Below are 20,088 nucleotides of genomic sequence, written 5' to 3'. Positions count from 1 at the left end.
TGTCGCAATCCACACCAGGCCAGAAGGCCCTCACCCATTTCAAGATCGATCAGCCGTGACCCCTGTCACCGTCCACAACCTCCCAGGACAGAACACCTAGCCCAGATACCGGGCCACCGCCTCCTCGATCCCCGCCGCGTCCGCACCCTCCGCCGCCCAGGCCACGTATCCGTCGGGCCGTACCAGGACGGTCGTCCGGTGGTCGCCCGCCCAGCGCTCCACGGTCAGCCACCCCTCACGGACACCGGGGCCTTCGTACGTCCCGGGCGTGATCAGCACGAACCGGCCGCCGCGCAGCGCCTCGTAGAGCCGGCCGTCCTTCAGGGCGACGTCGGGGACGCGGGTGCCGGTGAGGCGGTGGGCGCCGCGGGGGGCGGGGTAGGCGTAGCCGATCCCGGTGATCTGACCCAGGGCCTTGCGCTGGACGGGCGGGGCCATGTCGACGAACGCGGAGACAAGGGCGCGGGCGGCACGCAGCAGCGGATTCCGCGCGCGGGCCAGCCGGACCAGTCCGCCACTGCTGCGCAGCACCGCCCTGCCGACCGGGTGGCGCTCGGCCTCGTAGCTGTCGAGGAGCCCTTCGGGCGCCCGGCCCTGGACGGCCGCGGCGAGCTTCCAGCTCAGGTTGGCGGCGTCCTGGAGGCCGGTGTTCATGCCCTGCCCGCCGGCCGGGGAGTGGATGTGCGCGGCGTCCCCGGCGAGGAAGACCCGCCCGACCCGGTAGTGCGGCGCCTGGCGCTCGTCACTGTGGAAACGGGAGAGCCAGCGGGCGTCGTGCATGCCGTAGTCGGCGCCCAGGGCACGACGGGTGATCTCCTTGACCTCGTCGAGGTCGAGCGGTGCGTCGTCGGAGACCTCGTTGCGGCGGTTCCAGCCCATGACCCGGTACCAGCCGTCGCCGAAGGAGGCAATCATCGCGAAGGCGTCGCCGCGGCCGTTGACGGTGAGGACGCCCTCGGGCTTCTCAGCCAGCCGGACATCGGCCAGGATCAGCGACTTGATGACGGAGACACCGGGGAAGTCCAGGCCGATCGCCTCCCGCACGGCGCTCCGGTGACCGTCGGCGCCGACGACATAGGCCGCCCGGCGGGTGACGACCGCCCCGTCCGCGCCGCGCACGTCGAGGTCGACCCCCTCGTCGTCCTGCCGCAGCCCCACGACCTCGCTCTCGTACGCGAACTCGACCCCAGCCTCCCGGGCCCGCCGCTCCAGGAGCCGCTCGACCTCGTACTGCGGGGTGATGAGCAGGAACGGGAAACGCGAGGGCAGCGTGCTCAGGTTGAGGGAGAGGCGGCGGAAGAGCCGCAGGCCGGTGATGGTGTCGCCGGTGGTGAGGAGTTCGTCGGCGAGGCCGCGGGCGTCGAGCTGCTCCAGGGTGCGGGCGTGCACCCCGAAGGCGCGGGAGAGGTTGCTGATCTTGCGCGGCCGCTTCTCGACGAGGGTCACGGTGACGCCGGCTGCGGCGAGGTCACCGGCGAGGAGGAGGCCGGTGGGGCCGGAGCCGACGACGATCACGGTGCGGTGGGTGGCGGTGCCGTTCATGGTGGCCTCCTGTTGCCAACGCTTGGTTGTGCCATCACCTATTGCCAACGAATGTTGGCCAACGCTCGTTGACGAAGATAGCGAGGCACCAAGGAGGACGTCAACAGTCGTTGGCAAACAGCTGTTGACGAACACTTGTTGACCTACGGTCGTTGGCCTACGCTTGTTGGCATGAACGGCAGCGACAGCACCTCCACGGTTCCCGGCTCCGGTGCCCCCCGCCGCTCCGACGCCACTCGCGGCGCGATCCTCGCGGCGGCCCGCGAGCGCTTCGCGACCGACGGCTACGAGCGAGCCACCATCCGCGCCATCGCCAAGGACGCGAACATCGATCCGTCGATGGTGATGCGGTACTACCGCAACAAGGAGGGCCTCTTCGCGGCGGCCGTCACCATCGACCTGCGGCTGCCGGACGTGAGCGGGGCGGACCGCCGGCAGGACGCGGGGCGGATCCTCGTCGAGCACTTCCTCGACATGTGGGAGAACAACGAGGTCCTCACCGCCCTGCTGCGGGTCGGCGTGACCAACCAGGCCGGGGCGGAGCGCATGCAGGGTATCCTGCGGGACCAGCTTCTGCCGGTCGCCCGGCAGGTGTGCCCCGACCCCGAGCAGGTCCCGGCACGGGCGGCACTCATGGCGTCGCAGCTGCTGGGGCTGGCGCTCACGCGGTACGTGCTGCGGATGCCGCCGGCGGTGGGGCTGGCGCGGGCGGAGATCGTGGTATGGCTGGCACCGACGATCCAGCGGTACCTGACCGCGCCGAGTCCCTGAGGCTTGCCGAGCACTCGTATCCGCCGGGGCCACGGGACCGGTAGGGCGCTGGAAGGCCGCCCAGTAAATGAGACCCGCCGGGCGACGAGAAATTCGGGCCCAGGAGGCCAGCCCTGCCCGGCCCGGTGAGCGTAGGTGCAGCCGAGGCACGCGGCGGCGTAGTAGGAGCTGCGCTCGCTGGCGGCGGTGTAGACGAGGACGATCGCGCCCTCCAGCGGCCCGAGGGTGTTGCGGTAACGCTGGACGACGGTCGTGCCCGGCGGCGTCCAGAGGGCCGGGTCCTGCACGTCGGGACGCGGGCGAACAGGCTACTGAGCATCGGTGACTTCTCCTTCGGGAGGGTCGTTGATCAGGCGGCCAGCCGGTGGGTCACCGGGGCCGTGGAAGTGAAGTAGGTGTCGGGGCTGGGCTCGTAGCCCTTGTCGCAGGGGTCGCAGCAGCCCTGGGTGCGCAGCGGGAGGCAGAAGTAGTACCCGCGCTTGCACTGCGGGCACGTGGACCTCGCGGCCATCGCCCGGTCCAGCGCCCATTCCTGCGCGAGCGTCGGCGTCCGCTTCGGCCGGGCGAGTTCCACGCTGTAGAGCCAGGCCCGGGTGGGGTGGTTGCACGACTGGTCGGGCCGGTAGGAGCACCCCTTGCAGCGCAGCACCGCGACCGGGCCGTGCCCGCCGGGGCTCAGCCCCTTTTCCTGTAACTGCCTGCGCGTGACCAGGCCCTCGGGACAGGTGCGCCGGTCGTACTCCTCCAGGGTCGCGGTGCTGCGCGGCACCCGCTTGACCTCGCGGCGGCGCCTCTTCCGGGGGAGGGGCATCACTTGCTCCAGGTACCGGGGAGCCGGGCGGGGCGCTGCGGGTAGCGGGGGCCGGGGCGCTGCGGGCAGGGCTGGCCGATGCGGCGGCGCGGGCGGGGGAGGAGCACGAGCGGTTCCTCCTGATGTCGGTGGACAGCAAGCACTGCGCACCGCCGACGTCGTGCTGGTGTCGGCGGGGCGCGGCGAGGCGGCCGGTCGGCCTGTCCGGCCCTCGCCCACCCAGGAGCGGGTGGGCGAGGACCAGGCGGAGCGACCGGAGGCCAGTCCCGGAAAGGGCAGCTACTGTGCGGGTGCTGTTCGGCGGCCGGGGCCGGGGGCTTACGGGGACGTGGATCTCGGGCTTGACGGTGACCTTGGCCGGGCGCCCGGCGACGAGGCGGCGGCGCAGGGTGAGGCCGCGCATCGCGAACGCGGACAGGAACGTCCAGGCGAGGACGGCGAGCCCGGCCGCGATGGGGCGGCTGGTTGCCGGGGTGGTCTCCACACCATGGCGACGCTGGCCGTACCCCAGGCGGTCCAGGTCAGGAGGGCGCCGCTGCTGCGGAAGAACCCGCCGACCAGGCCGAAGAATCCGACCAGTTGCCAGACGGTGTAGACGGTGGAGGCGCTGATCGGCAGCGGCGCGGAGTGGGCCTCGATGTAGGAGCGGATCGGCTGGTCGATCACGGCGAACACGCCGTTGGAGACGTCGGCGCCGACCTGGACGCGGGGCACGGCGGTCAGCAGGTCGTGCAGCGCGGCGGCCAGGGCGTCGGTCGCACCGTCCAGCAGGAAGAGGACCGCGCAGATCCCGGCGAGTCCGATCGCCGCCTTCACCCAGTTCGTTCTCCAGACATCCGGTGATGTCTCATGCAGGTGGGCCAGTAGAGTGGCGGCTGACGAGAGAAGAGATCCTCCGATGGACTCCCGGATATCGCGCATACGCTCCAAGCTGGCGAAGGTGCCTTACCAGGTGCAGCGCAGCCACTCGATGGGTGCTGAGCGCCACGCTTTTCGCCTTGGCCCGCGCATCAGTTCCGTGCAGGCAGACGTCTTCGAAGGCGAATACCACATCGAATTACCGTTCGCCTACCGCGAGTTCCTGGTCGAGCTCGGGGGCAGCGGTGCCGGCCCCTTCTACGGTCTGCTTCCGCTGGAGGAGTGCAGGCTGTTCACCATGGACCGCCAACCGCCGGACGGCAGCCCGCGGGGATTCCATCACGTGAACCACCCGAACGCACTGCAAGGAGACCTGTTCCTCCACATCATCGAGATGGGCTGCACAGACCTATGCCTCATCGGCGTGACTGGACCCCTCACGGGCCGCATGCTCACCGGTAACGCGGACGGCTTCTGGCCCCCAAACGTCTCTTCGGCCCGGGACTTCCTCTCCTGGTACGAACGCTGGCTGGACCACATGCGGGATGGCAAGGACAACGGCGCCCTGGGACTCACCTCCCCAGCGACCGTCGCCAGCGCCCCCTGGGGCCCCCGGGCCAGATCCCGGTGTTGACCGCCGCTGTGACCCAGAGGAGTTCCAGGGCCTCACCGATCTCGTCGTCCACGACCGACGCCAGCGGCCGGGCCTCGCCGAGCCGTTCAGCGGTCTTGCCTACCCCGATCCCATAGTTCCGGACCGTGTTCGGGTTACCAAGCGAGTCGAGAAACACGTCCGCCGCCGCGCGGACGGTCAACGCCTTCCAGGCCGGCAACTGTACGACGGTGGGCACCGCTTCCCCCTTGCCGCAGATAACAGGGCCGCTTCGCGTACGGCCCGGAGAACGTCACCGCAGGTGACGGATCAAGCTACCGCAGATATTGGGGTGTTATCCGTGGGACGACTTCAGACCGATCCGCCCGACGACGCTCCGTCAGCCGCCCACCGGGGGCGACGGAGGCTTAGCGCCGGTTTTCGTTCCGATGTTCCTCAACCCCCGAGACGGGGCCCTCTTGGGTGCGGGTCCACGCCGCGCCGTCGCGTGCGGGCCCGGAGCAGGGGCGGTGGCCGTGCACGTGCCGTGGCCCTTGGGAGCCGCCCGGCTGGCCGTCGACGGTGCGGCGGCGGCCGGTGAGGTGCCCAGCGCGAGGAGGGCAGCGGTCAAGGCGAGTGCGGCCAGTGACGCGAGCAGGCGTCTGGCGCGTTTCACGAAGGTCCCTTCCAGTGCGGTCCTGCCGATCACGCGGTCGTACAGCTGATCGGCATGGCAAGAACCATCGATCGGGCCCAGGTTCGGAATTCGCAATCGTGTCCGGATTTCATGACTGGTCCGGCGCTCTCCCGGGGGGTGGCCAGCCATCCGTCGTAGCCGGATACGAGCGCCGTGCGGGGAGCCAGCACCAGGAACGAGGCGCCGTGGTCCGCGCCCGCCGCGGCCGACTTCAATCCCCGGGCTGGCGCGCGCATCTGCCCCCTCGTCAGGTGCGCCACTGTCTGCCGCGTCCGGCAGACCCCGGTCGTCCCGCGGCTGTACCCGCTCCCGGCGCTCTCGGCGCCCGCCAGCCGCATGCTGGACGGACATCACGGTGACTCGGGCAACGCCCGCGCGTGCCAACCGAGAACAAGCCATTCCGCCCCGGCATGATCAACCTTTCATCATCATTTCATCGGGTGTCGCTAATGTTCACTCGCGCTCAGCACCATCACACTGACCACACCACCGGCCGGGGTTCCCGCCTGCATGCGGGCCGGCCAAAGGGGGAAACAACGATGTGTCACATAGGATCGACCGGCCGCTTCGGCAGAGGGCTCTTAGCCTTCACCGCTGCGGCTGCCTCCGCGATAGCCGCCATGGGCCTTGCCGCCTCACCGGCTGCTGCAGCACCCAGCAATACGACGGCGCAGACGCCCGCGCCTGGCGACACCTGTACGGCGGCCGAACTCGGCACACGCCACCCGTACATCAAGACCACCGAAGTGTCCCCGACGATCACCCATTTCAAGGGCTGGTACGTCACCGAGGGCACGACCGGCACCCAGACCGTCACCACCAGCACCCAGACGACCATCTCGGTGTCCGTCGGCCTCAACGGCAATGTCGAGGGCAGTTTCGCCGTCGAGGCCCTCGGCAAGGTCGGCGCGAGCCTGGGCCTGAACGTCAAGGTCGACTACACCTCCACCAGCACCGAGTCGAACGCGGTCACGTGGAACTTCAACCAGCCCGGCTACTACGGCGCCTACAAGGGCACCAAGAAGGTCACCGGTACGTACGGAAGCCTCAACTGCAACCGCGTCCAACAGGGCGACGGCAGCTGGGCGTTGAAGTGGATCGAGGGGCCCGACGGCGGCAGCTTCACCACCTACACCACCCTTGAGGAAGGCGCGGTGCGCTGCCAGGACCAGGTGCCCGCAGGCAGCATCATGGCCAAGGCGCAAGAACTCCTCGACTGCGGCTCGGCCGCCGCGAAGGCCGAGCACCCGGCGGGTGCGGTGGCGCCGACGGCGAAGCAGAAGCGGGACCGCCTCGTGCAGCGCCCGGCTCTCACCAGCGGCACGTCCGCCGAACAGCCCAAGGCCACCGGGCGTAGCGCGCGGGCCGCTCTCGACTGCAAGGCTGAGGTCTACAAGATCGCCGTACCCGGCAAGCCCCTGTCCTGGGGCGCGCCGCTCCTGGCGGACGACGGTGTCCGCCTGCGGCCCTCGTCGATCTTCAGCGCCCACCTGGACAACTGGCGCCTGTGCAACGTGACGGAGCGCAACGGGGTCCTCGAGGCGTCCCTGTGGAACTGGGGCAACGGCGGGTGCGCGACCATCGCCGAGCAGAACGCGGCCACTGAACGGGCGGTCCTCAAGACGGCCTCCTGCACGGAGGACGACCTCCAGCGGTTCTACATCTACCGCGACGTCCCCGGCAGCTCGAAGATCGGCGTGCAGAACAAGTACACCGGCTCCATGATGGGCCACGACCGGTACGCGGACGGGGAGTTCATACGTCAGTACTCCAGCGGCAGGCAGGACGGTACGGGTACGTACTCCCTGATCGGAGTCTGACGGCCCACACCCCGTGAGCGGCCCCGCACGTGAACCCCGACCTCCCGGTTTCGTGCGGGGCCCTCCGCGTCCCTACTCCGAGCCCGGCTTTGGGGACCAGTGGAGCAGCCAGTATCGGCTGCTCCACTGGTCCCCAAAGCCGGTAACGAAGTTCGGCAGGGCGACCCGCTCGGCCGTCGGGGACGTACCGGGTCCCCCACTGGCGTCTGCCGTTGCTTGCTGCCCGTCGTGTACCCCGCGGCGCCGTCCGCCCGGCTCTGAACGTGAGCCCACCAAACGCTTCGGGCCAAGCGTTTCCAGTACGTGCCTTACTTTCCTGACTGAACCGCGTGCCCCCTGACCTGGTCAGACATGTCATTTGCCCTAGATAACTGCGGGTCTCGACAGCATCCGGGGCCGCCTTTTGGCTGGATGGCGTCAACTTTGATTGACGGAGTGGACGGCGGTCAACCATGGTTGACTCATGGATGTGAAGCAGTTGACCGAACTCGCGGCATCGACGGCCGACCGCGACCCGTTGGTGGGATTGGGCGCCGTGGCGCAGCTCCGCACCGAGATGGAACGCATCGAAGCGGTGCTGGTGCGCCGCGCCCGCAACAACGGCACCACGTGGCCGCAAATCGCTGCTGTCATGGGCGTCTCGAAGCAGGCGGTTCACAAAAAGCATGGCGGCCGGCGTCTGTTCGGCGGTCGGTCATGACCGCCGCGATCCATGGCGACGAGGGGCTCGCTGCCACGCTCGGCGAACTGTTGGGCCCACGCCACCCCGTCGCCGCGGCGGCCGTGGTCTCGCCTCGGGGCATGGCAGTGGCCGGCCGCGGCACCGACCTCAACGCCGACTTCGAAATCGGCTCGATCTCGAAGGGCGTCACCGGGCTGCTGTACGCCGACGCGCTCGCCCGAGGCGAGATCGGCCCTGATGCGACCCTTGGCGAGCTGCTGCCGCTGGGCGACGTCCCCGCCGCGCGAGTGACACTGCGGTCGCTGAGCACGCACCGGTCCGGCCTGCCCCGGCTGCCCAAGTCCGCGCGACCATGGCGGCGCACCATCGCCCTGTGGCGACACGGAACCAATCCCTACGGCGAGGACCTCGAACAGCTCCTCGACCGGGCCCGGGACGTTCCGCCGGGCAAGCCGCGGCCCCACTACTCCAACTTCGGCTTCGAGCTACTCGGCCACGCCCTCGCCCACGCCGCTGCGACGACCTACACCCAGCTCGTCCACCAGCGCGTCGCCACCCCGCTGAAACTCGACTGCTTCTACGCCCCGGGCACGGTCGATCAGCTTCGCCTCGGTGCGCTCAACGGCAGAAGCCGCCGGGGGCGACCGCGGCAACCCTGGACCGGCGAGGGACTCGGACCGGCAGGTGGCATCCGGGCCTCCATCGCCAGCATGGCCCGCTTGACAGCAGCGATGCTCGACGGCAGTGTCCCGGGCATCACCGCACTCGATCCGATCGCCCCGTTCGGCGCGGGCGCCTACATCGGCGCCGCATGGATCACGGTCCAGGTGAAAGGCCAACCGATCACCTGGCACAACGGCGGAACCGGCGGCTTCCGGTCCTGGCTCGGACTCGACCGCAGCACCGGCACTGGCGTCGTCATCCTCTCGGCCACCGCCGCGCCAGTCGACCGTCACGGGTTCGCACTTCTGGCTGAACACAGCCGCGACAACGGCTGATGACATCAAACGGGCAAGTACAACCGTCAACAGCGGATACTTACGGGGCGGCCCTTAGGAGTCCGGCAATTCCCATTCCTGCTGGTCGGGTCTATCTGGGCTCCCCCTGCAGTTGCTGTCGCGCCGGTCGGCCGGGTGTGTGGGGGAGGGGGCTGCCTAGTCGAACGGAGCAGCCCGGAAACCGTCGGCTGCCCCGCGTGCCGCCGCTCGCGGAGCGCCATACCCTGGGGTTCCCGAGGGGGGCTGGGAGGTGCACGATGCCCCGGCCGGTATGGAGCGGCCCGATCTCGTTTGGCCTGGTCACTTCTCTGAACTGAGGCGCTGCCGTAGCTCCGCATAGCCGCTTCGGCCGGAGTCGGCCGACAGGCGCTCGTGCGCGGAAGACCACTCTGGCTGGTGCGCCACCAGGTCCTTGAGGAGGGCGGGCGGCTGCGGTGCCGCTCGCAGCGTGCTGTGCGTACCGCGGTTCACGGCCTTCGGGGAGGATCGGTCCGGGTTTTGGCGGTAGCGGTCAGTCTGCGCTGAGCTGGTTCGGAACGCGGCCGGAGGCGCGGAGTTCCTGTAGGTCGGGGATGTGGTTGTAGAGGGTGCCGGGGCTGACGCCGAGGAGCTTGGCGATCGAGGTGATCGAGTTCTCGGGGTTGGGGAGCAGGTCGCGGGCGGCGCGGATGATCTCGGGGGTGGCGACGGTGGGTCGGCCGCCGACACGGCCGCGGGCGGGTGCGGCGTCCAGGCCTTCGCGGGTGCCGGAGACGATGAGCTCGCGGATGAACTCGGCGAGGGCGGCGAAGACGTGGAAGACGAGACGGCCGCCGGGGGCGGTGGTGTCCAGGCTTTCGTGCAGAGAGCAGAAGCCGATCTCGCGGCGGCGGAGTTCGCCGACCAGTTGACCAGGTCCTTGAGGGACCGGCCGTAGCGGTCGAGTGCGGACGAGGCGGCATGCGCATGGCGGTGGCGGGTGAGGGGGTGCTGGCCTTTCTTCGCGCTGGTGGTTGTCTGAAATTGGTCCTGCGGTGATCGTCATGGCGGTGAGTGCCCCCGGTCAGTAGGCCAGTGCGGTCATGTGGTCGGAGTGGTGGGCGGCGACGTCGTGGGCGGCTTGGACGAAGGCGGCGACGGCTGCGGATCGCGAGGCCTCCGGCCAGGCGACCATCACCGCGCTGGGGCTGAGGCCGGTGACCGGCCGGTACGCGATGTCCGGGCGCTGGTGCCGCTTGGTGGTGGAGAGTGACAGGAACGCCACCGCCTGGCCCAGCGCGACCACCTCCAGGAGTTGCTCGACGCTGGCCACGAGCGGCCCCTCAGGAGTGTCGGCCGGCGCCAAGCCTGTGTGGCCATCGCCTGCTTCCGCTCCGTCGCGTCCTGTGTAGTAGGCGGTGGTGGAGGGGGCGGCCCCTTTCCAGCGTGGGATCGGTTCGCCCTTGAGGTCGGTCAGCCGCAGTCGCCGGCGTCCGGCCAGGCGGTGCGCGGCGGGGAGGACGGCCAGTCGCGGCTCGACCACGAGTGTCTGGGAATCCAGCCCTTGACCGTCGAACGGGCTGCGCAGCAGCGCTACGTCGGCACGGCCGTCCCGCAGCATGGCGATCGGCTCTCCGCTGCCGCCGACGACGACTTCAGGCGGCGGCAGATGCGAATCCGTTCCCCGGTAGGCGGCGAGGATCTCCCGCAGCAGCCCGGCATCGCCTCCCGGTTTGACCGCCACGACGAGCTGGGGTGTCGGCTGACCGGCCCGGCGTGCTCGCCGGGCCGCCGCGTGCACCGCGTCGACCGCGATCCGGGCCTGGTCGAGCAGCACCTGACCGGCGTTGGTCAGCCTCACCTGCCGGGTGGTGCGCTCCAGCAGGCGTACCCCGAGCCGGGACTCCATCTGAGCGATCGCCTTCGACAGCGGGGGCTGCGCCATCCCCAGGCGTTGCGCGGCCCGGCTGAAGTTCAGTTCCTCGGCGACCGCGATGAAGTACCTCAGCTCCCGCACCTCTAGCTCACTCATATCTGTGGACTATAGATCCAGAGTCTTCTGGTCTTTCCCTGCCGCCCGTGGGGGAGGGGAGGCTGGGTGCCATGACGACTTCGCAGAAGACTGCTTTGATCACCGGCGCGAACAAGGGCATTGGCAAGGAAACGGCGCGCAGGCTCGCAGCCCTCGGCATCACCGTGCTGATCGGCGCCCGCAACGCCGAGCGTGGCGAGGCGGCGGCCGAGGAGCTTCGCGCGGGCGGCGCCGACGTACGGTTCGTACCGCTGGACGTCACCGACGAGATCTCGGTCCAGGCCGCCGCCCAGCACATCGACGCCACGTTCGGCCGCCTCGACATCCTCGTCAACAACGCCGCGATCGCCGCCGGACCGCAAAAGCCGAGTGAAACCCCAGCCGCTACCGTCCGGCAGGTCTACGAGACCAACGTGTTCGGCGTCATCGCGGTGACCCACGCCATGCTCCCCCTGCTCCGCCGCTCCGCCGCCGCACGCATCGTGAACATGTCCAGCGAACTCGGCTCCCTCACCCACCTGGCCGACCCGGGCAGCCCGTGGTCCGCCTACTCCTCGATTCTCCTCCCTTACTGCACCTCGAAGAGCGCGCTGAACACGATCACCGTGCTCTACGCCAATGAACTGCGCGCCGAAGGGATCCTGGTCAACGCGGTGAGTCCCGGCTACTGCGCGACCGACCTCAACCGCCACACCGGGATACGCACGGCGGAAGAGGGCGCGGCCGTCGCGGTTGACCTGGCGACTGTGGGCGAGGACGGCCCGACGGGCGCCTTTCTGGCCGAGGACGGGCCGATTCCCTGGTGAGACCAAGCCGCGCCGTCTCCGCCCGAAGCCTGACGGGGTGTTTTCAACCTCCGCAGTGACGATCACTGGCCTCTTGCACGGCGCCCATCCCCACGGGCTTTACTGGTAGTTGGTGGGCGCACAAGCCAAGACGGGCACGAGGTGATCACTCATCTCGCGGAATCAGCGTCAAGGGTTGGGCCGCGAGTCAGCCGGCGGTTTCCATCGCGGTTGTGTGCTCGTCGTGTTCACGCAGCATGCGCATGACGGTGGCGGGTGAGGGGTGCTGGCCCTTCTTCGTGCCGGTGGTGATGACGAGGCGTTTGGCGATGTCGCGCAGGCTCATCTCCTGCTCGCGCAGGTGGAGGGCCGTGGACAGCATCGACTCGTCGGTGACGCCCGCGCCACCGATCGTCTTGCCGCGCTTGCGGGCGGACTCGTGGCCCTCCAGGGTGCGCCATCCGGTACGCCGCTGTCTCCCGCCGTGAGGTCCTTGTAGTGCTTGGTCAGGTCGGTGTGCGGGTGTGTATGTCGCGGTTGCAGGTGGGGCAGGCGCCGGTCCAGGTTGCGAGGAGTGTCTGCAGTTCGCGGACGACTTGGATCAGTGTGGCTGCTGATCTCGGCATCACCGCGGAGTCGCTGCGGACGTGGGTCCGCAAGGACGAGGCCCAGGCCGCGCCCGGACGCCGTGACGCAGGCGGGAGTGAGGCGGAGGAACTGGCCCGGCTGCGGGCTGAGAACGCCAGGCTGCTGAAAGCGGAGAAGGAATGGCACCTCGAGCGCGAGATCCTGCGCCGGGCAGCCGCCTATTTCGCTCGGGAGGTGAAGTGAGCCTCCACCGCTGGGACTTCATCTCCGATAACCGCGCCGACTTCGGCGTGCAGCGGATCTGCCGGGTGCTCGGGGCCTCCCGGGCCGGTTATTACCGGAACCTGGCCACCGAGCAGGCCCGAGCTGAGCGCCAGGCCGAGGAGAAGCGGACCGCGAGCGAGATCCGTGCTATCCACGCCGAGTACCATGGCGCCTATGGTGCCCCGCGCGTCCATGCCGAGATGCGTGCGAGGGGACGGCGGATCAACCGCAAGCGCGTTACTCGGCTGATGCGGATCAACCACATCGTGGGCCGGCATCTGCGGAAGAAGAAGCGGACGACGATCGCGGACAGGACCGCGCCGCCCGCGCCGGACCTGGTGATGCGCGACTTCACCGCGGACACGCTGAACACCAGGTGGTGCGGCGACATCACTTACATAGCCGTCGGCGCGACGTGGCTCTACCTCGCCACGGTGATCGACATCTGTTCGAGGAAGGTGGTGGGCTGGTCGATCGCCGACCACATGCGCACCTTGCTGGTCACCGATGCAATCGAGATGGCCGTGGGCGCCCGCGGCGGCCAGGTTCGCGGCGACGTTTTCCACACCGACAGGAGTGCCCAATACAGCGCGGCCGCCTTTGCTGAGGTGTGCCGTCGGCACGGCATCCGGCGCAGCATGGGCCGGGTCGGCTCGAGCTACGACAATGCCCTCGCCGAGTCGTTCTTCCAGGGCCTCAAGCGCGAATTGCTCCACGGGAGGCGCTGGACCTCGAAGGCACAGACGCGGCTCGAGTTGTTCCGCTGGCTGTCGTACTACAACCGGCGCCGTCGGCATTCCGCGCTCGGCTACCTCACACCAGTCGAGTTCGAACAGCAACTGATCACGTCACGTACGCTGTCACTCGTCGCGTGAAACCCGGTGTCCACTCCCGGGGATCAACCTCAGTCGGCGACCTTGCCCTGCATGTCGAGGACGACCGGCAGTTCCGGGGCCGGGGCGTCCGGGGCGGCGGCCGTGTGCTCGGGCAGGAGGCCGGCGACGGCGGTGCGGATGGCGCCGCGGCTGACGGCGTGGTCGCGGGCAAGGGTCGCGATGGACCGGCCTTCCAGGTACGCGGTGCGTACGGTGTCGGTCTTCGCGGCCGGGACGGCGGGGCGGCGTCCGCCCTTGTTGCCCTTGGCCTCGGCGGCGCGCAGGCCGTCGTAGGTCAGCTCGCGTTGGAGGTCGCGCTGGAGTTCGCCGACGGCGACCAGGGTCTGCACCATGAACCTCACGGTGGACAGCAGCTCGCCGGTGCGCGGGTGGCGAACGGTGAGGTCCATTGCGGAGAACGCGCCGTCTTGGATGCGTAGGGCGAGGCGGTCGCGGTGCAGGACGTCGGGCAGATCGAGAATGTGCCCGGTGCCACGCACCAGGCGGAACATCTCGGAAATGTGCCCGGTGTCGCCCTGCCGTGTCGTAGGTCAGCAGCTCGCCGAACTTCAGGCGCTCCAGCGGGTGGAGGCGACTTGAGGTGCCGCCCTCCTCCTCGAACGTGACCGGCTCCTCGATGTCGGCCTCGGCAAGGACGAGGTTCTGACGGTCGGTCGACACCCGCTTGTAGACCAGGTTGGCCACGCCGCTCCCTGGGTCGGTGGTCGCATTCGACCTCAGCTGTCAGCAAACCCTGTCATCAGCCGTCATCGGATCTGATTGGATCGGCGTCGTCGCGAGGCCGCGAAAAGCCCGGGTTCATTGGAGGCGCGTGGCGCCTGTCGTCATTCGTTCGTTTGCCGACAGGCGACTGCGGCGCGGGACCGTGGATCGGTAGTGTCAGGTTGAGCCTGACCGGCGGCTCGCCCACTCCCTCCCTGCTGGATGAAATCGGCCTTGACCGGCCGTAAGGCATCAAGGTGATCGCGTGGACGTACGGGTGAAGCGGCCGGACGGCGCCGACTACGACGCTCGGCACATGGCCAGCGCGGTTCGCGCCAGCCCGCGCAGCCAGGCGTGGGCGTGGTCGGTGTCGTAGCGCTGATGCCACGACAGGTATATCGGTGCCGACGGCAGTTCGAGCGGGAGGGGGAGCACGACCAGGCCGAGGTCGGCGACCGCGGAGCGCGTGGTGGCTTCGGGAACGCTGATCAGGAGATCGGAGCCGCGCGCGAACTCCAGCGCGGCCGCTTCCGTGGGCGCGGTCGCCACAACGCGGCGGGTGAGGCCGAGCGCCGCGAGGGCGTCGTCGAGGGCATTGCTGAGATTTCCACGTCGCGAGACGGTGACGTGCTCAGCGGCGGCGTACTGCTCTGCGGTGACGGTCCCGACGCGGGTGAGGGGGTGCCCCTGCCTCACGACGATGACGAGGCGGGTCTCGCCCACGTTCTCGGCACGGATGTCCGGTGCGCTCGGGCGGTTGGCATTCGCCTCCAGGTCGACCTCGCCGCGCCGCAACTCGGGTGTGTCGATGCTCGATTCCGCGACGAAGCGCAATCGCACGCCCGGCGCCTGTCCGCGCACGGCCGCGAGCAGTGCGGGGCCGCTCAAGGCGACCAGAGAATCGTGCCAGCGGAGTGTGAAAGTGCGCTCCAGCGTTGCCAGATCGAGTTCACGGCTCGGTGCCAGCACCCCCTGGACCTGGTGCAGCAGCTCGTGCACCTGTTCCCGGACAGCGATCGCATACGGCGTCGGGGTCATCGTGCGGCCGGTGCGCACCAGGATCTGATCCCCGGTCGTGCGCCGGATCCGGCCCAGACTCCGGCTCATTGCGGGGGCGGTGACATGCAGGCGCGCGGCCGCCCCAGCCACGCTTCCCTCCTCCAGCAGCGCGTCGAGCGCGGCGAGCAGGTTCAAATCCAATTGCATGTGAGTAATCCTAGCCGTGCTTGACATGCATTTGATGTTAATGATGGGGCTGTATACCTTCGAGACGAAAGCGCAAAGAAACAACGCGCAGTTCGGTCCCCGATCGGCCTCATCAATCCGCCTCACACGGGAGCACCACCATGTCCGAAACGCTTCAGACCACTGATCTCGCCGCCCCCGACGCCGACGTGCTCGCCCAGACCGCGATCGCCGTGCGCGCAGCCGGTTCGGCGCTGCGCGAGCGCTTCGGCGAGGTGGTCCACTACCAGACCCGCGAAGAGCTGATGCACGCGCTCGCCGCCAACGACAACACGGCCCTCGACATCCTGCGCCCCCGCCTCACCAGCCTGCGCCCTGACGCCGGCTGGGTGGAGGACGAGCTGGACGGCGGGGCGCTGCCGCCCGGCGAATGGTGGGTCGTGGATCCGGCCGAAGGCAACGTCAACCACCTGCACGCCCTACCGGAGTGGGCGGTGACCGCCACCCTCGTGCGCGAGAACCAGCCGGTTCTCACCGCGGTCCACCTGCCGTTGACCGGCGAGACCTACACCGCGCTCACCGGCGCGGGCGCCCACCTCGACGGCCGGCCGCTGCACGTCTCCCAGACCGCGGACCTCGGCCTGAGCATCGTGGCCACCAGCCAGGCCCGGCCGGACGAGAACGAGAAGATCGTGCGACGCGTCGGCTCCTCGATCACCGCGATGCTCTTCGACGCGCTCGTCGTCCGCACCGCCGTGCCCGCGACCCTGCACCTGCTGAACGTGGCCGCCGGCCGGATCGACGCCTTCTGGCAGTTCGCCGGCGCCCGCGCGGACCTGCTGCCCGGGGCGCTGCTCGTCACCGAAGCCGGCGGACAGATCTCCGATGCCGAGGGCCGCCCCTGGACCCCGCAGAGCGAGAGCTTCCTGGCCGCCGCGCCCGGTGTCCACACGGAGGCCGCCGCCACCCTCTCACGCTGACCGCGCACCACAACCTGCACCCACAGAAGGACCAGATCATCATGACCACGATCGCAGTTCTCGGAAACGGCCGCGTCGGCGGCAACCTGGCCGCAGCCCTCACCCGGGCAGGGCATGAGGTGACCGTGGCGGACCGCGCGCCGGGCGCCGCCGCCGACGCCGCCCGGACAGCCCAGATCGTCATCAACGCCACCCCGGGCGCCAGCTCCCTGGAACGTCTTGCCGCTCTGCGCGAGGAACTGCGCGGCAAGATCCTCGTCGACGTCTCCAACGCCACCCTCGACGGACCGGACGGCCTGCCCGCCAACCTGCTCTACCCCGGCTCAAGCCTCGCCGAGCAACTCCAGAAAGCCCTTCCCGAAACGCCCGTCGTCAAGACACTCAACACCATGCTCTTCCCGGTGATGACCGCGCCGGCCATGCTCACCCAGACGCCAACCGCGTTCCTCTCCGGCGAGGACCCGCAGGCCAAGCAGACCGTCCGCGAACTGCTCACCGACCTCGGCTGGCGCAAGGAGTGGATCACCGACCTCGGCGGGATCCAGACCGCCCGCGCCACGGAGGCCGCGATACTGTTCGTACCGCACGTGATCCGCTCCAGCGGGTTCACGCCCTTCGCGATCTCGATCGCCCGCTGACCCGCGCACAGCGCACCGCCCCCGGCGGGCCCACATCCAGAACGCCGTAGCCGGGATCGTCGGTGCTGAACAGGCGGAGCCACACGGCGCCGATCGACTGCCCGCCAGTGTCGACGGCGACCGCTCCGAGATCACCCGCCCGAGGCCACCCCTCGACATAGTGGGCCGTCAGGCGGTCTCCCAAGACCTGCTCACGGCTGACCTGCTGCCGAGCGGGGTCCCAGTTCACAGCAGCTACCAGCATGTCCGGGAGGAACTCCGCATCATCGCCTGTGGCTGTCCGCAACGAGAATCCGCTGTCGCTCATACGGCAGATCCTCTACGACCAGTCGTCAGACCGCACCACCCACCCGGCGAACCTTCCCGGTCACAGCACCATCTGGCATGGCCCGGTCCAAGGCCCATTCCTGAGCGAGCGTCGGCACGCGCTTGGGCACGGCCAGATCGACGCTGAGCAGGCCAGGCTCGGGTGGGATGGGTGCACGACCACTGAGGCTGGTACGCGCATCGCTTGCACCGCAGGACGCCGACAGGACCGTGGCCGCCCGGGCTGAGATTCAGGTCCCGCAACTGCCGCCGGGTGACGAGCCCGTCGGGCACCGCGCCGCGGTCGTACTCCGAAACCAGTGGGTTCGCGGATTCTGAAGGCGGTCGATCAGTGAACCCGCTGGTGATCTGAGGTGCAGTCACCGGATAGAGGGTGAGTTCGTGGCCGGTGGGTCATAGAGTCCCGCGCAAGAATGCGGAAAGTTCTCTCGGGCCCCGTGCCCTCCTGATCAACGGCACTGTCGGTGTTGGCAAAAGGCCGCCGCTGCGGCCGCCGTGATGGCGCGTCCCATCCCTATCCTCCAGTTCCACGCTGACGAGTCGGTGTCTAACAGCTCCTTGATCCTATTCACCGCGGGCCCAAGCGGCGTCGACGCCAAGCGTGCTGGGATTCTCCCCGCTCAACCGCGGGATCCGCATAGGGCGATCCGTGTTTCCGCAGGTCAGGACATGCCGTCGGTGCGCCGCCCAGTTAGTCCGGGAAAAGTGGTCAAGGTCGACGATTACCACGGTCGCCGCGTCGGTGTAGCGGCCGGTGAGCTGCGCGGGTTCCGAGGAACCCGGGGGACCGTGCGCTCGGCGACCGTCAGGCCGGCCTCGCGGGCGGTCAGGATCTGGTGGAGCTGGGCGAGGCTCGTGGCGCATCCGTGCAGTCGCCTCGCGAGCGGCGTGCATCCAGGTGCAGGATCACACATCGAGCTGCCAAGGTTCGCCAGACAACACCCCGAAAGGCTCAAGAGAACCCAGGCGGCATCCCTCGGTTCGCTTCACCCCCATTCCACGCCCAGCTCCGCGAGTGCGGCTCGTGCGGTGCGGTGAGCTTGTCCCGGCGATGCCCAGCTTGTACGCGTGCTCCTGGCCGTCGATGACGATCCGCTCGAGGTGCCACCGCTTCATCACGTGGGTGCTCTCGCGCTGGATGTATTGCGCCCAGGCCGCAACTTCGCGCCTGAACGCCGCGGACAGCCCCGCGGCGCCAGCACCACCGAGAACACACAGGAAGGCGCATTCATGACCGGCAGGACCCTGATCGACGGAGCAGCCCACTATGACAGCATCAGCGAAGGACGTGATGTGCTGGACGCCCGAGTCCAAGCAGCAGCCGACTGCCGTCGACACGCTGACCCAGCTTTTCGGCGAGCCATTCGATGTCTACATCCGCGCCCAGGCCATCGCGGACGGCGCGCGGTCGAGGTTTCCGCCGACCTTGCCCGCGAGGCTCGCGTCGCCCAGGCCCCGCCAGTCGGACCGGTGGGTCTTCCAAGGCGTCAGAGCATAAGCAGTAGCCGCGTGTTCGATACGAGCTTCCGGTTCACGCTGGTGCTCTGCACGAAGATCGTGAAGTCGGCGTTGTGGTCCGGCTTGACGCGAACTTCCACGTCCGGCAGGCCGAGCAGGGCTCGGGCCTCGGGCCCCGTGTACACCCGGTCCGTCATCTTCTCCAGCACCGCAATCTGCTTCTGAGCCTGGATCTTCTCCGACTTGCTCAGCTGGTAGAACGCACCACCGGTACGGTAGGTGTGCCCGCATTCGATGACCCAGTCCCGGATCGCCGCGTCACGAGCCACCGGGATCAGCTGGTACTCCGACGGATTCACCGGGGTGAGGCCGGCCGCCTTGATGGTGTCTTTGTTGACCGCCTTCGCACCCGTGGAGAACACCGCCCGCGATCCCCGGATGCCCTGAGCGCGGCCCACCATGAAGTTCTCGGTGGCCTGCTGGATGACCTGCCCGGCCTCTTCCAGCCCCTGTGTGCTCGTGGCGTCCCAGATGGCGATGTTGTCCTTCGGAAATCCGCACTGCATGGCTTCGCGCTTGCCCATCTGGTCCGGCACAAGGACGGCCAGCGTCCAGTTGTCCTTCTGTGTCTCGATCATCTCGGCCACGGCCTCGACCAGTTCACGCGGATTCCTGGTAGGGGCATCGGGGCTGCGATGACTTGCGTTCTCCTGTCCGTCGGTGAGTACGAACGTCAGGAAGCTGTGGTCGCCGTACAGTTGAGCTGTCTGTGCCAGCTCCCGCTGCGACTTCAGTGCGGCCGCCAGCAGAGCCGTCATTCCACCGACCCGATACAGCTGCTTCAGTGACGGCATCCGCAGCACGTCCTTGTCGTAGATGATGCACTCCACCTTGTCTGCGAAGACGTACACCGTGACGCGGGTCTCCTGGTCCAGTTCCCTCGATCGGCGGGCAAGGTACGCAATCTGCTGGTCGGCGACTTCGACGACCTTGCGGCTCAGGTGCGACATGGACGAACTGGCATCCAGCACAAGAGCAACGTGATTGATGTAGTTCTGGTTTCCGGACATGACAGCTCCCCCTCGTTCCGACTCGATGTACCTACCGTCTCACCCACCACTGACAATCGATCTTGGCTCCCAGACTGGATCAAGAGCCCATCCGACCAGGGCGCAGCCGGGACGCAGCACGAGACCCCGGGCACTGTGAACCGCTCCGGGTCTGGCCGAGGTGGCGGCCGCCGTGGCGGAGCCACTGCCGGTGGTCGGTCGAAAGTGCGGACATGTTCGGTAGCCATCTCGTTACCCTGAGCGCTGCGCGAGGGGACAGGTGAGGGGGGAACACGCATGAGTAAGCCGTTTGCTGTGTATCGAAAAGCCGTTCGGGGCTCCTCGGGGAAGTCCTGGTGGCTCGCTTGGCCGATCACGGAGCGGATCTCTGTGGGCGACGTTCTGCACAACGTCAATGGCCATGTGCGCCGTGCCGGGACGCTCAAGGACCGGGG

18 protein-coding genes and 2 pseudogenes are annotated in these 20,088 nt (G+C 68.8%); 10 read left to right on the top strand and 10 right to left on the bottom strand.

Annotation, left to right across the window (positions count from 1 at the left end; translation table 11 throughout):
* Positions 1-96: 96 nt before the first annotated feature.
* A complete protein-coding gene (locus tag ACZ6ZQ_RS31340; RefSeq protein ID WP_469771891.1) occupies positions 97-1,542 on the bottom strand; it encodes an FAD-dependent monooxygenase in 1,446 nt (481 codons plus the stop codon).
* Between the two features lie 171 nt (positions 1,543-1,713).
* Between ACZ6ZQ_RS31340 and ACZ6ZQ_RS31335 the strand changes: the two genes are divergently transcribed.
* The gene (locus tag ACZ6ZQ_RS31335) at positions 1,714-2,313 is read left to right on the top strand and encodes a TetR/AcrR family transcriptional regulator (RefSeq protein ID WP_389195244.1); all 600 of its coding nucleotides are present in this window, start codon (positions 1,714-1,716) and stop codon (positions 2,311-2,313) included.
* A 349-nt stretch (positions 2,314-2,662) separates the two neighbouring features.
* Here ACZ6ZQ_RS31335 and ACZ6ZQ_RS31330 read toward each other — a convergent pair whose 3' ends face one another.
* Both ACZ6ZQ_RS31330 and ACZ6ZQ_RS31325 read right to left on the bottom strand, forming a co-directional pair.
* Positions 2,663-3,124 carry an RRQRL motif-containing zinc-binding protein gene (locus tag ACZ6ZQ_RS31330; protein WP_469771890.1) on the bottom strand — a complete coding sequence of 154 codons (462 nt, stop codon included), beginning with the start codon at positions 3,122-3,124 and terminating at the stop codon, positions 2,663-2,665.
* Between the two features lie 318 nt (positions 3,125-3,442).
* Positions 3,443-3,940, bottom strand: a complete 498-nt coding sequence (locus ACZ6ZQ_RS31325; protein WP_469771889.1) for a hypothetical protein — start codon at positions 3,938-3,940, stop codon at positions 3,443-3,445.
* An 82-nt stretch (positions 3,941-4,022) separates the two neighbouring features.
* Between ACZ6ZQ_RS31325 and ACZ6ZQ_RS31320 the strand changes: the two genes are divergently transcribed.
* Entirely contained in the window at positions 4,023-4,616 is a 594-nt protein-coding gene (locus tag ACZ6ZQ_RS31320) for an SMI1/KNR4 family protein (RefSeq protein ID WP_469771888.1), read from the top strand.
* Here ACZ6ZQ_RS31320 and ACZ6ZQ_RS31315 read toward each other — a convergent pair.
* Positions 4,609-4,833: pseudogene (locus ACZ6ZQ_RS31315) on the bottom strand (site-specific integrase); the annotation flags it as partial. The gene ACZ6ZQ_RS31320 and the pseudogene ACZ6ZQ_RS31315 sit on opposite strands and share 8 nt — an antisense overlap.
* A 977-nt stretch (positions 4,834-5,810) precedes the next feature.
* On the opposite strand from ACZ6ZQ_RS31315, the gene ACZ6ZQ_RS31310 reads away from it, so the two are divergent.
* The 3 genes from ACZ6ZQ_RS31310 to ACZ6ZQ_RS31300 all read left to right on the top strand — a co-directional run bounded on the left by ACZ6ZQ_RS31310 (position 5,811) and on the right by ACZ6ZQ_RS31300 (position 8,771).
* Complete coding sequence (locus ACZ6ZQ_RS31310) at positions 5,811-7,091, top strand: hypothetical protein (protein WP_469771887.1); 1,281 nt, start codon at positions 5,811-5,813, stop codon at positions 7,089-7,091.
* A 463-nt stretch (positions 7,092-7,554) separates the two neighbouring features.
* Positions 7,555-7,791: a hypothetical protein gene (locus tag ACZ6ZQ_RS31305; RefSeq protein WP_469771886.1), complete on the top strand. Its 237-nt coding sequence runs from the start codon at positions 7,555-7,557 to the stop codon at positions 7,789-7,791.
* Complete coding sequence (locus ACZ6ZQ_RS31300; protein WP_469771885.1) at positions 7,788-8,771, top strand: serine hydrolase domain-containing protein; 984 nt, start codon at positions 7,788-7,790, stop codon at positions 8,769-8,771. Before ACZ6ZQ_RS31305 ends, ACZ6ZQ_RS31300 begins: the two co-directional genes overlap by 4 nt.
* 511 nt (positions 8,772-9,282) lie before the next feature.
* Here the strand turns inward: ACZ6ZQ_RS31300 and ACZ6ZQ_RS31295 are convergent.
* Complete coding sequence (locus ACZ6ZQ_RS31295; protein ID WP_469771884.1) at positions 9,283-9,795, bottom strand: recombinase family protein; 513 nt, start codon at positions 9,793-9,795, stop codon at positions 9,283-9,285.
* Positions 9,796-9,813: 18 nt separating this feature from the next.
* Positions 9,814-10,761 (bottom strand): LysR family transcriptional regulator, encoded by a 948-nt coding sequence (locus ACZ6ZQ_RS31290; protein ID WP_469771883.1) that lies wholly within the window; start codon positions 10,759-10,761, stop codon positions 9,814-9,816.
* Between the two features lie 71 nt (positions 10,762-10,832).
* Here ACZ6ZQ_RS31290 and ACZ6ZQ_RS31285 point away from each other — a divergent pair, with 71 nt between their 5' ends.
* Positions 10,833-11,567 carry an SDR family oxidoreductase gene (locus ACZ6ZQ_RS31285; RefSeq protein ID WP_469771882.1) on the top strand — a complete coding sequence of 245 codons (735 nt, stop codon included), beginning with the start codon at positions 10,833-10,835 and terminating at the stop codon, positions 11,565-11,567.
* Between the two features lie 187 nt (positions 11,568-11,754).
* On the opposite strand, the gene ACZ6ZQ_RS31280 is transcribed toward ACZ6ZQ_RS31285, so the two are convergent.
* Entirely contained in the window at positions 11,755-11,928 is a 174-nt protein-coding gene (locus tag ACZ6ZQ_RS31280; RefSeq protein ID WP_469771881.1) for a hypothetical protein, read from the bottom strand.
* A 218-nt stretch (positions 11,929-12,146) separates the two neighbouring features.
* Between ACZ6ZQ_RS31280 and ACZ6ZQ_RS31275 the strand changes: the two are divergent.
* Positions 12,147-13,273, top strand: a pseudogene (locus tag ACZ6ZQ_RS31275) (IS3 family transposase); the annotation flags it as partial.
* 29 nt (positions 13,274-13,302) lie between these two features.
* Here the strand turns inward: ACZ6ZQ_RS31275 and ACZ6ZQ_RS31270 are convergent.
* Both ACZ6ZQ_RS31270 and ACZ6ZQ_RS31265 read right to left on the bottom strand, forming a co-directional pair.
* Entirely contained in the window at positions 13,303-13,785 is a 483-nt protein-coding gene (locus ACZ6ZQ_RS31270) for a hypothetical protein (RefSeq protein WP_469771880.1), read from the bottom strand.
* A 511-nt stretch (positions 13,786-14,296) separates the two neighbouring features.
* Positions 14,297-15,202, bottom strand: coding sequence for a LysR family transcriptional regulator (locus ACZ6ZQ_RS31265; protein ID WP_469771879.1), 906 nt, complete (start codon positions 15,200-15,202; stop codon positions 14,297-14,299).
* A 140-nt stretch (positions 15,203-15,342) separates the two neighbouring features.
* Here ACZ6ZQ_RS31265 and ACZ6ZQ_RS31260 point away from each other — a divergent pair, with 140 nt between their 5' ends.
* The 3 genes from ACZ6ZQ_RS31260 to ACZ6ZQ_RS31250 all read left to right on the top strand — a co-directional run bounded on the left by ACZ6ZQ_RS31260 (position 15,343) and on the right by ACZ6ZQ_RS31250 (position 18,624).
* Positions 15,343-16,161 carry a 3'(2'),5'-bisphosphate nucleotidase CysQ gene (locus ACZ6ZQ_RS31260; RefSeq protein ID WP_469771878.1) on the top strand — a complete coding sequence of 273 codons (819 nt, stop codon included), beginning with the start codon at positions 15,343-15,345 and terminating at the stop codon, positions 16,159-16,161.
* Positions 16,162-16,202: 41 nt separating this feature from the next.
* Positions 16,203-16,799, top strand: a complete 597-nt coding sequence (locus ACZ6ZQ_RS31255) for an NADPH-dependent F420 reductase (protein ID WP_469771877.1) — start codon at positions 16,203-16,205, stop codon at positions 16,797-16,799.
* Between the two features lie 1,594 nt (positions 16,800-18,393).
* A complete protein-coding gene (locus tag ACZ6ZQ_RS31250; RefSeq protein WP_469771876.1) occupies positions 18,394-18,624 on the top strand; it encodes a hypothetical protein in 231 nt (76 codons plus the stop codon).
* On the opposite strand, the gene ACZ6ZQ_RS31245 is transcribed toward ACZ6ZQ_RS31250, so the two are convergent.
* The gene (locus ACZ6ZQ_RS31245; protein WP_469771875.1) at positions 18,614-19,654 is read right to left on the bottom strand and encodes a vWA domain-containing protein; all 1,041 of its coding nucleotides are present in this window, start codon (positions 19,652-19,654) and stop codon (positions 18,614-18,616) included. The two genes, ACZ6ZQ_RS31250 and ACZ6ZQ_RS31245, sit on opposite strands and share 11 nt — an antisense overlap.
* Positions 19,655-20,088: the final 434 nt, after the last annotated feature.

This window comes from Streptomyces sp. NPDC053673 (assembly GCF_055585225.1).
Note: the sequence above shows the minus strand (reverse complement) of the source record. Positions and strands in the feature narration are given on the sequence as shown.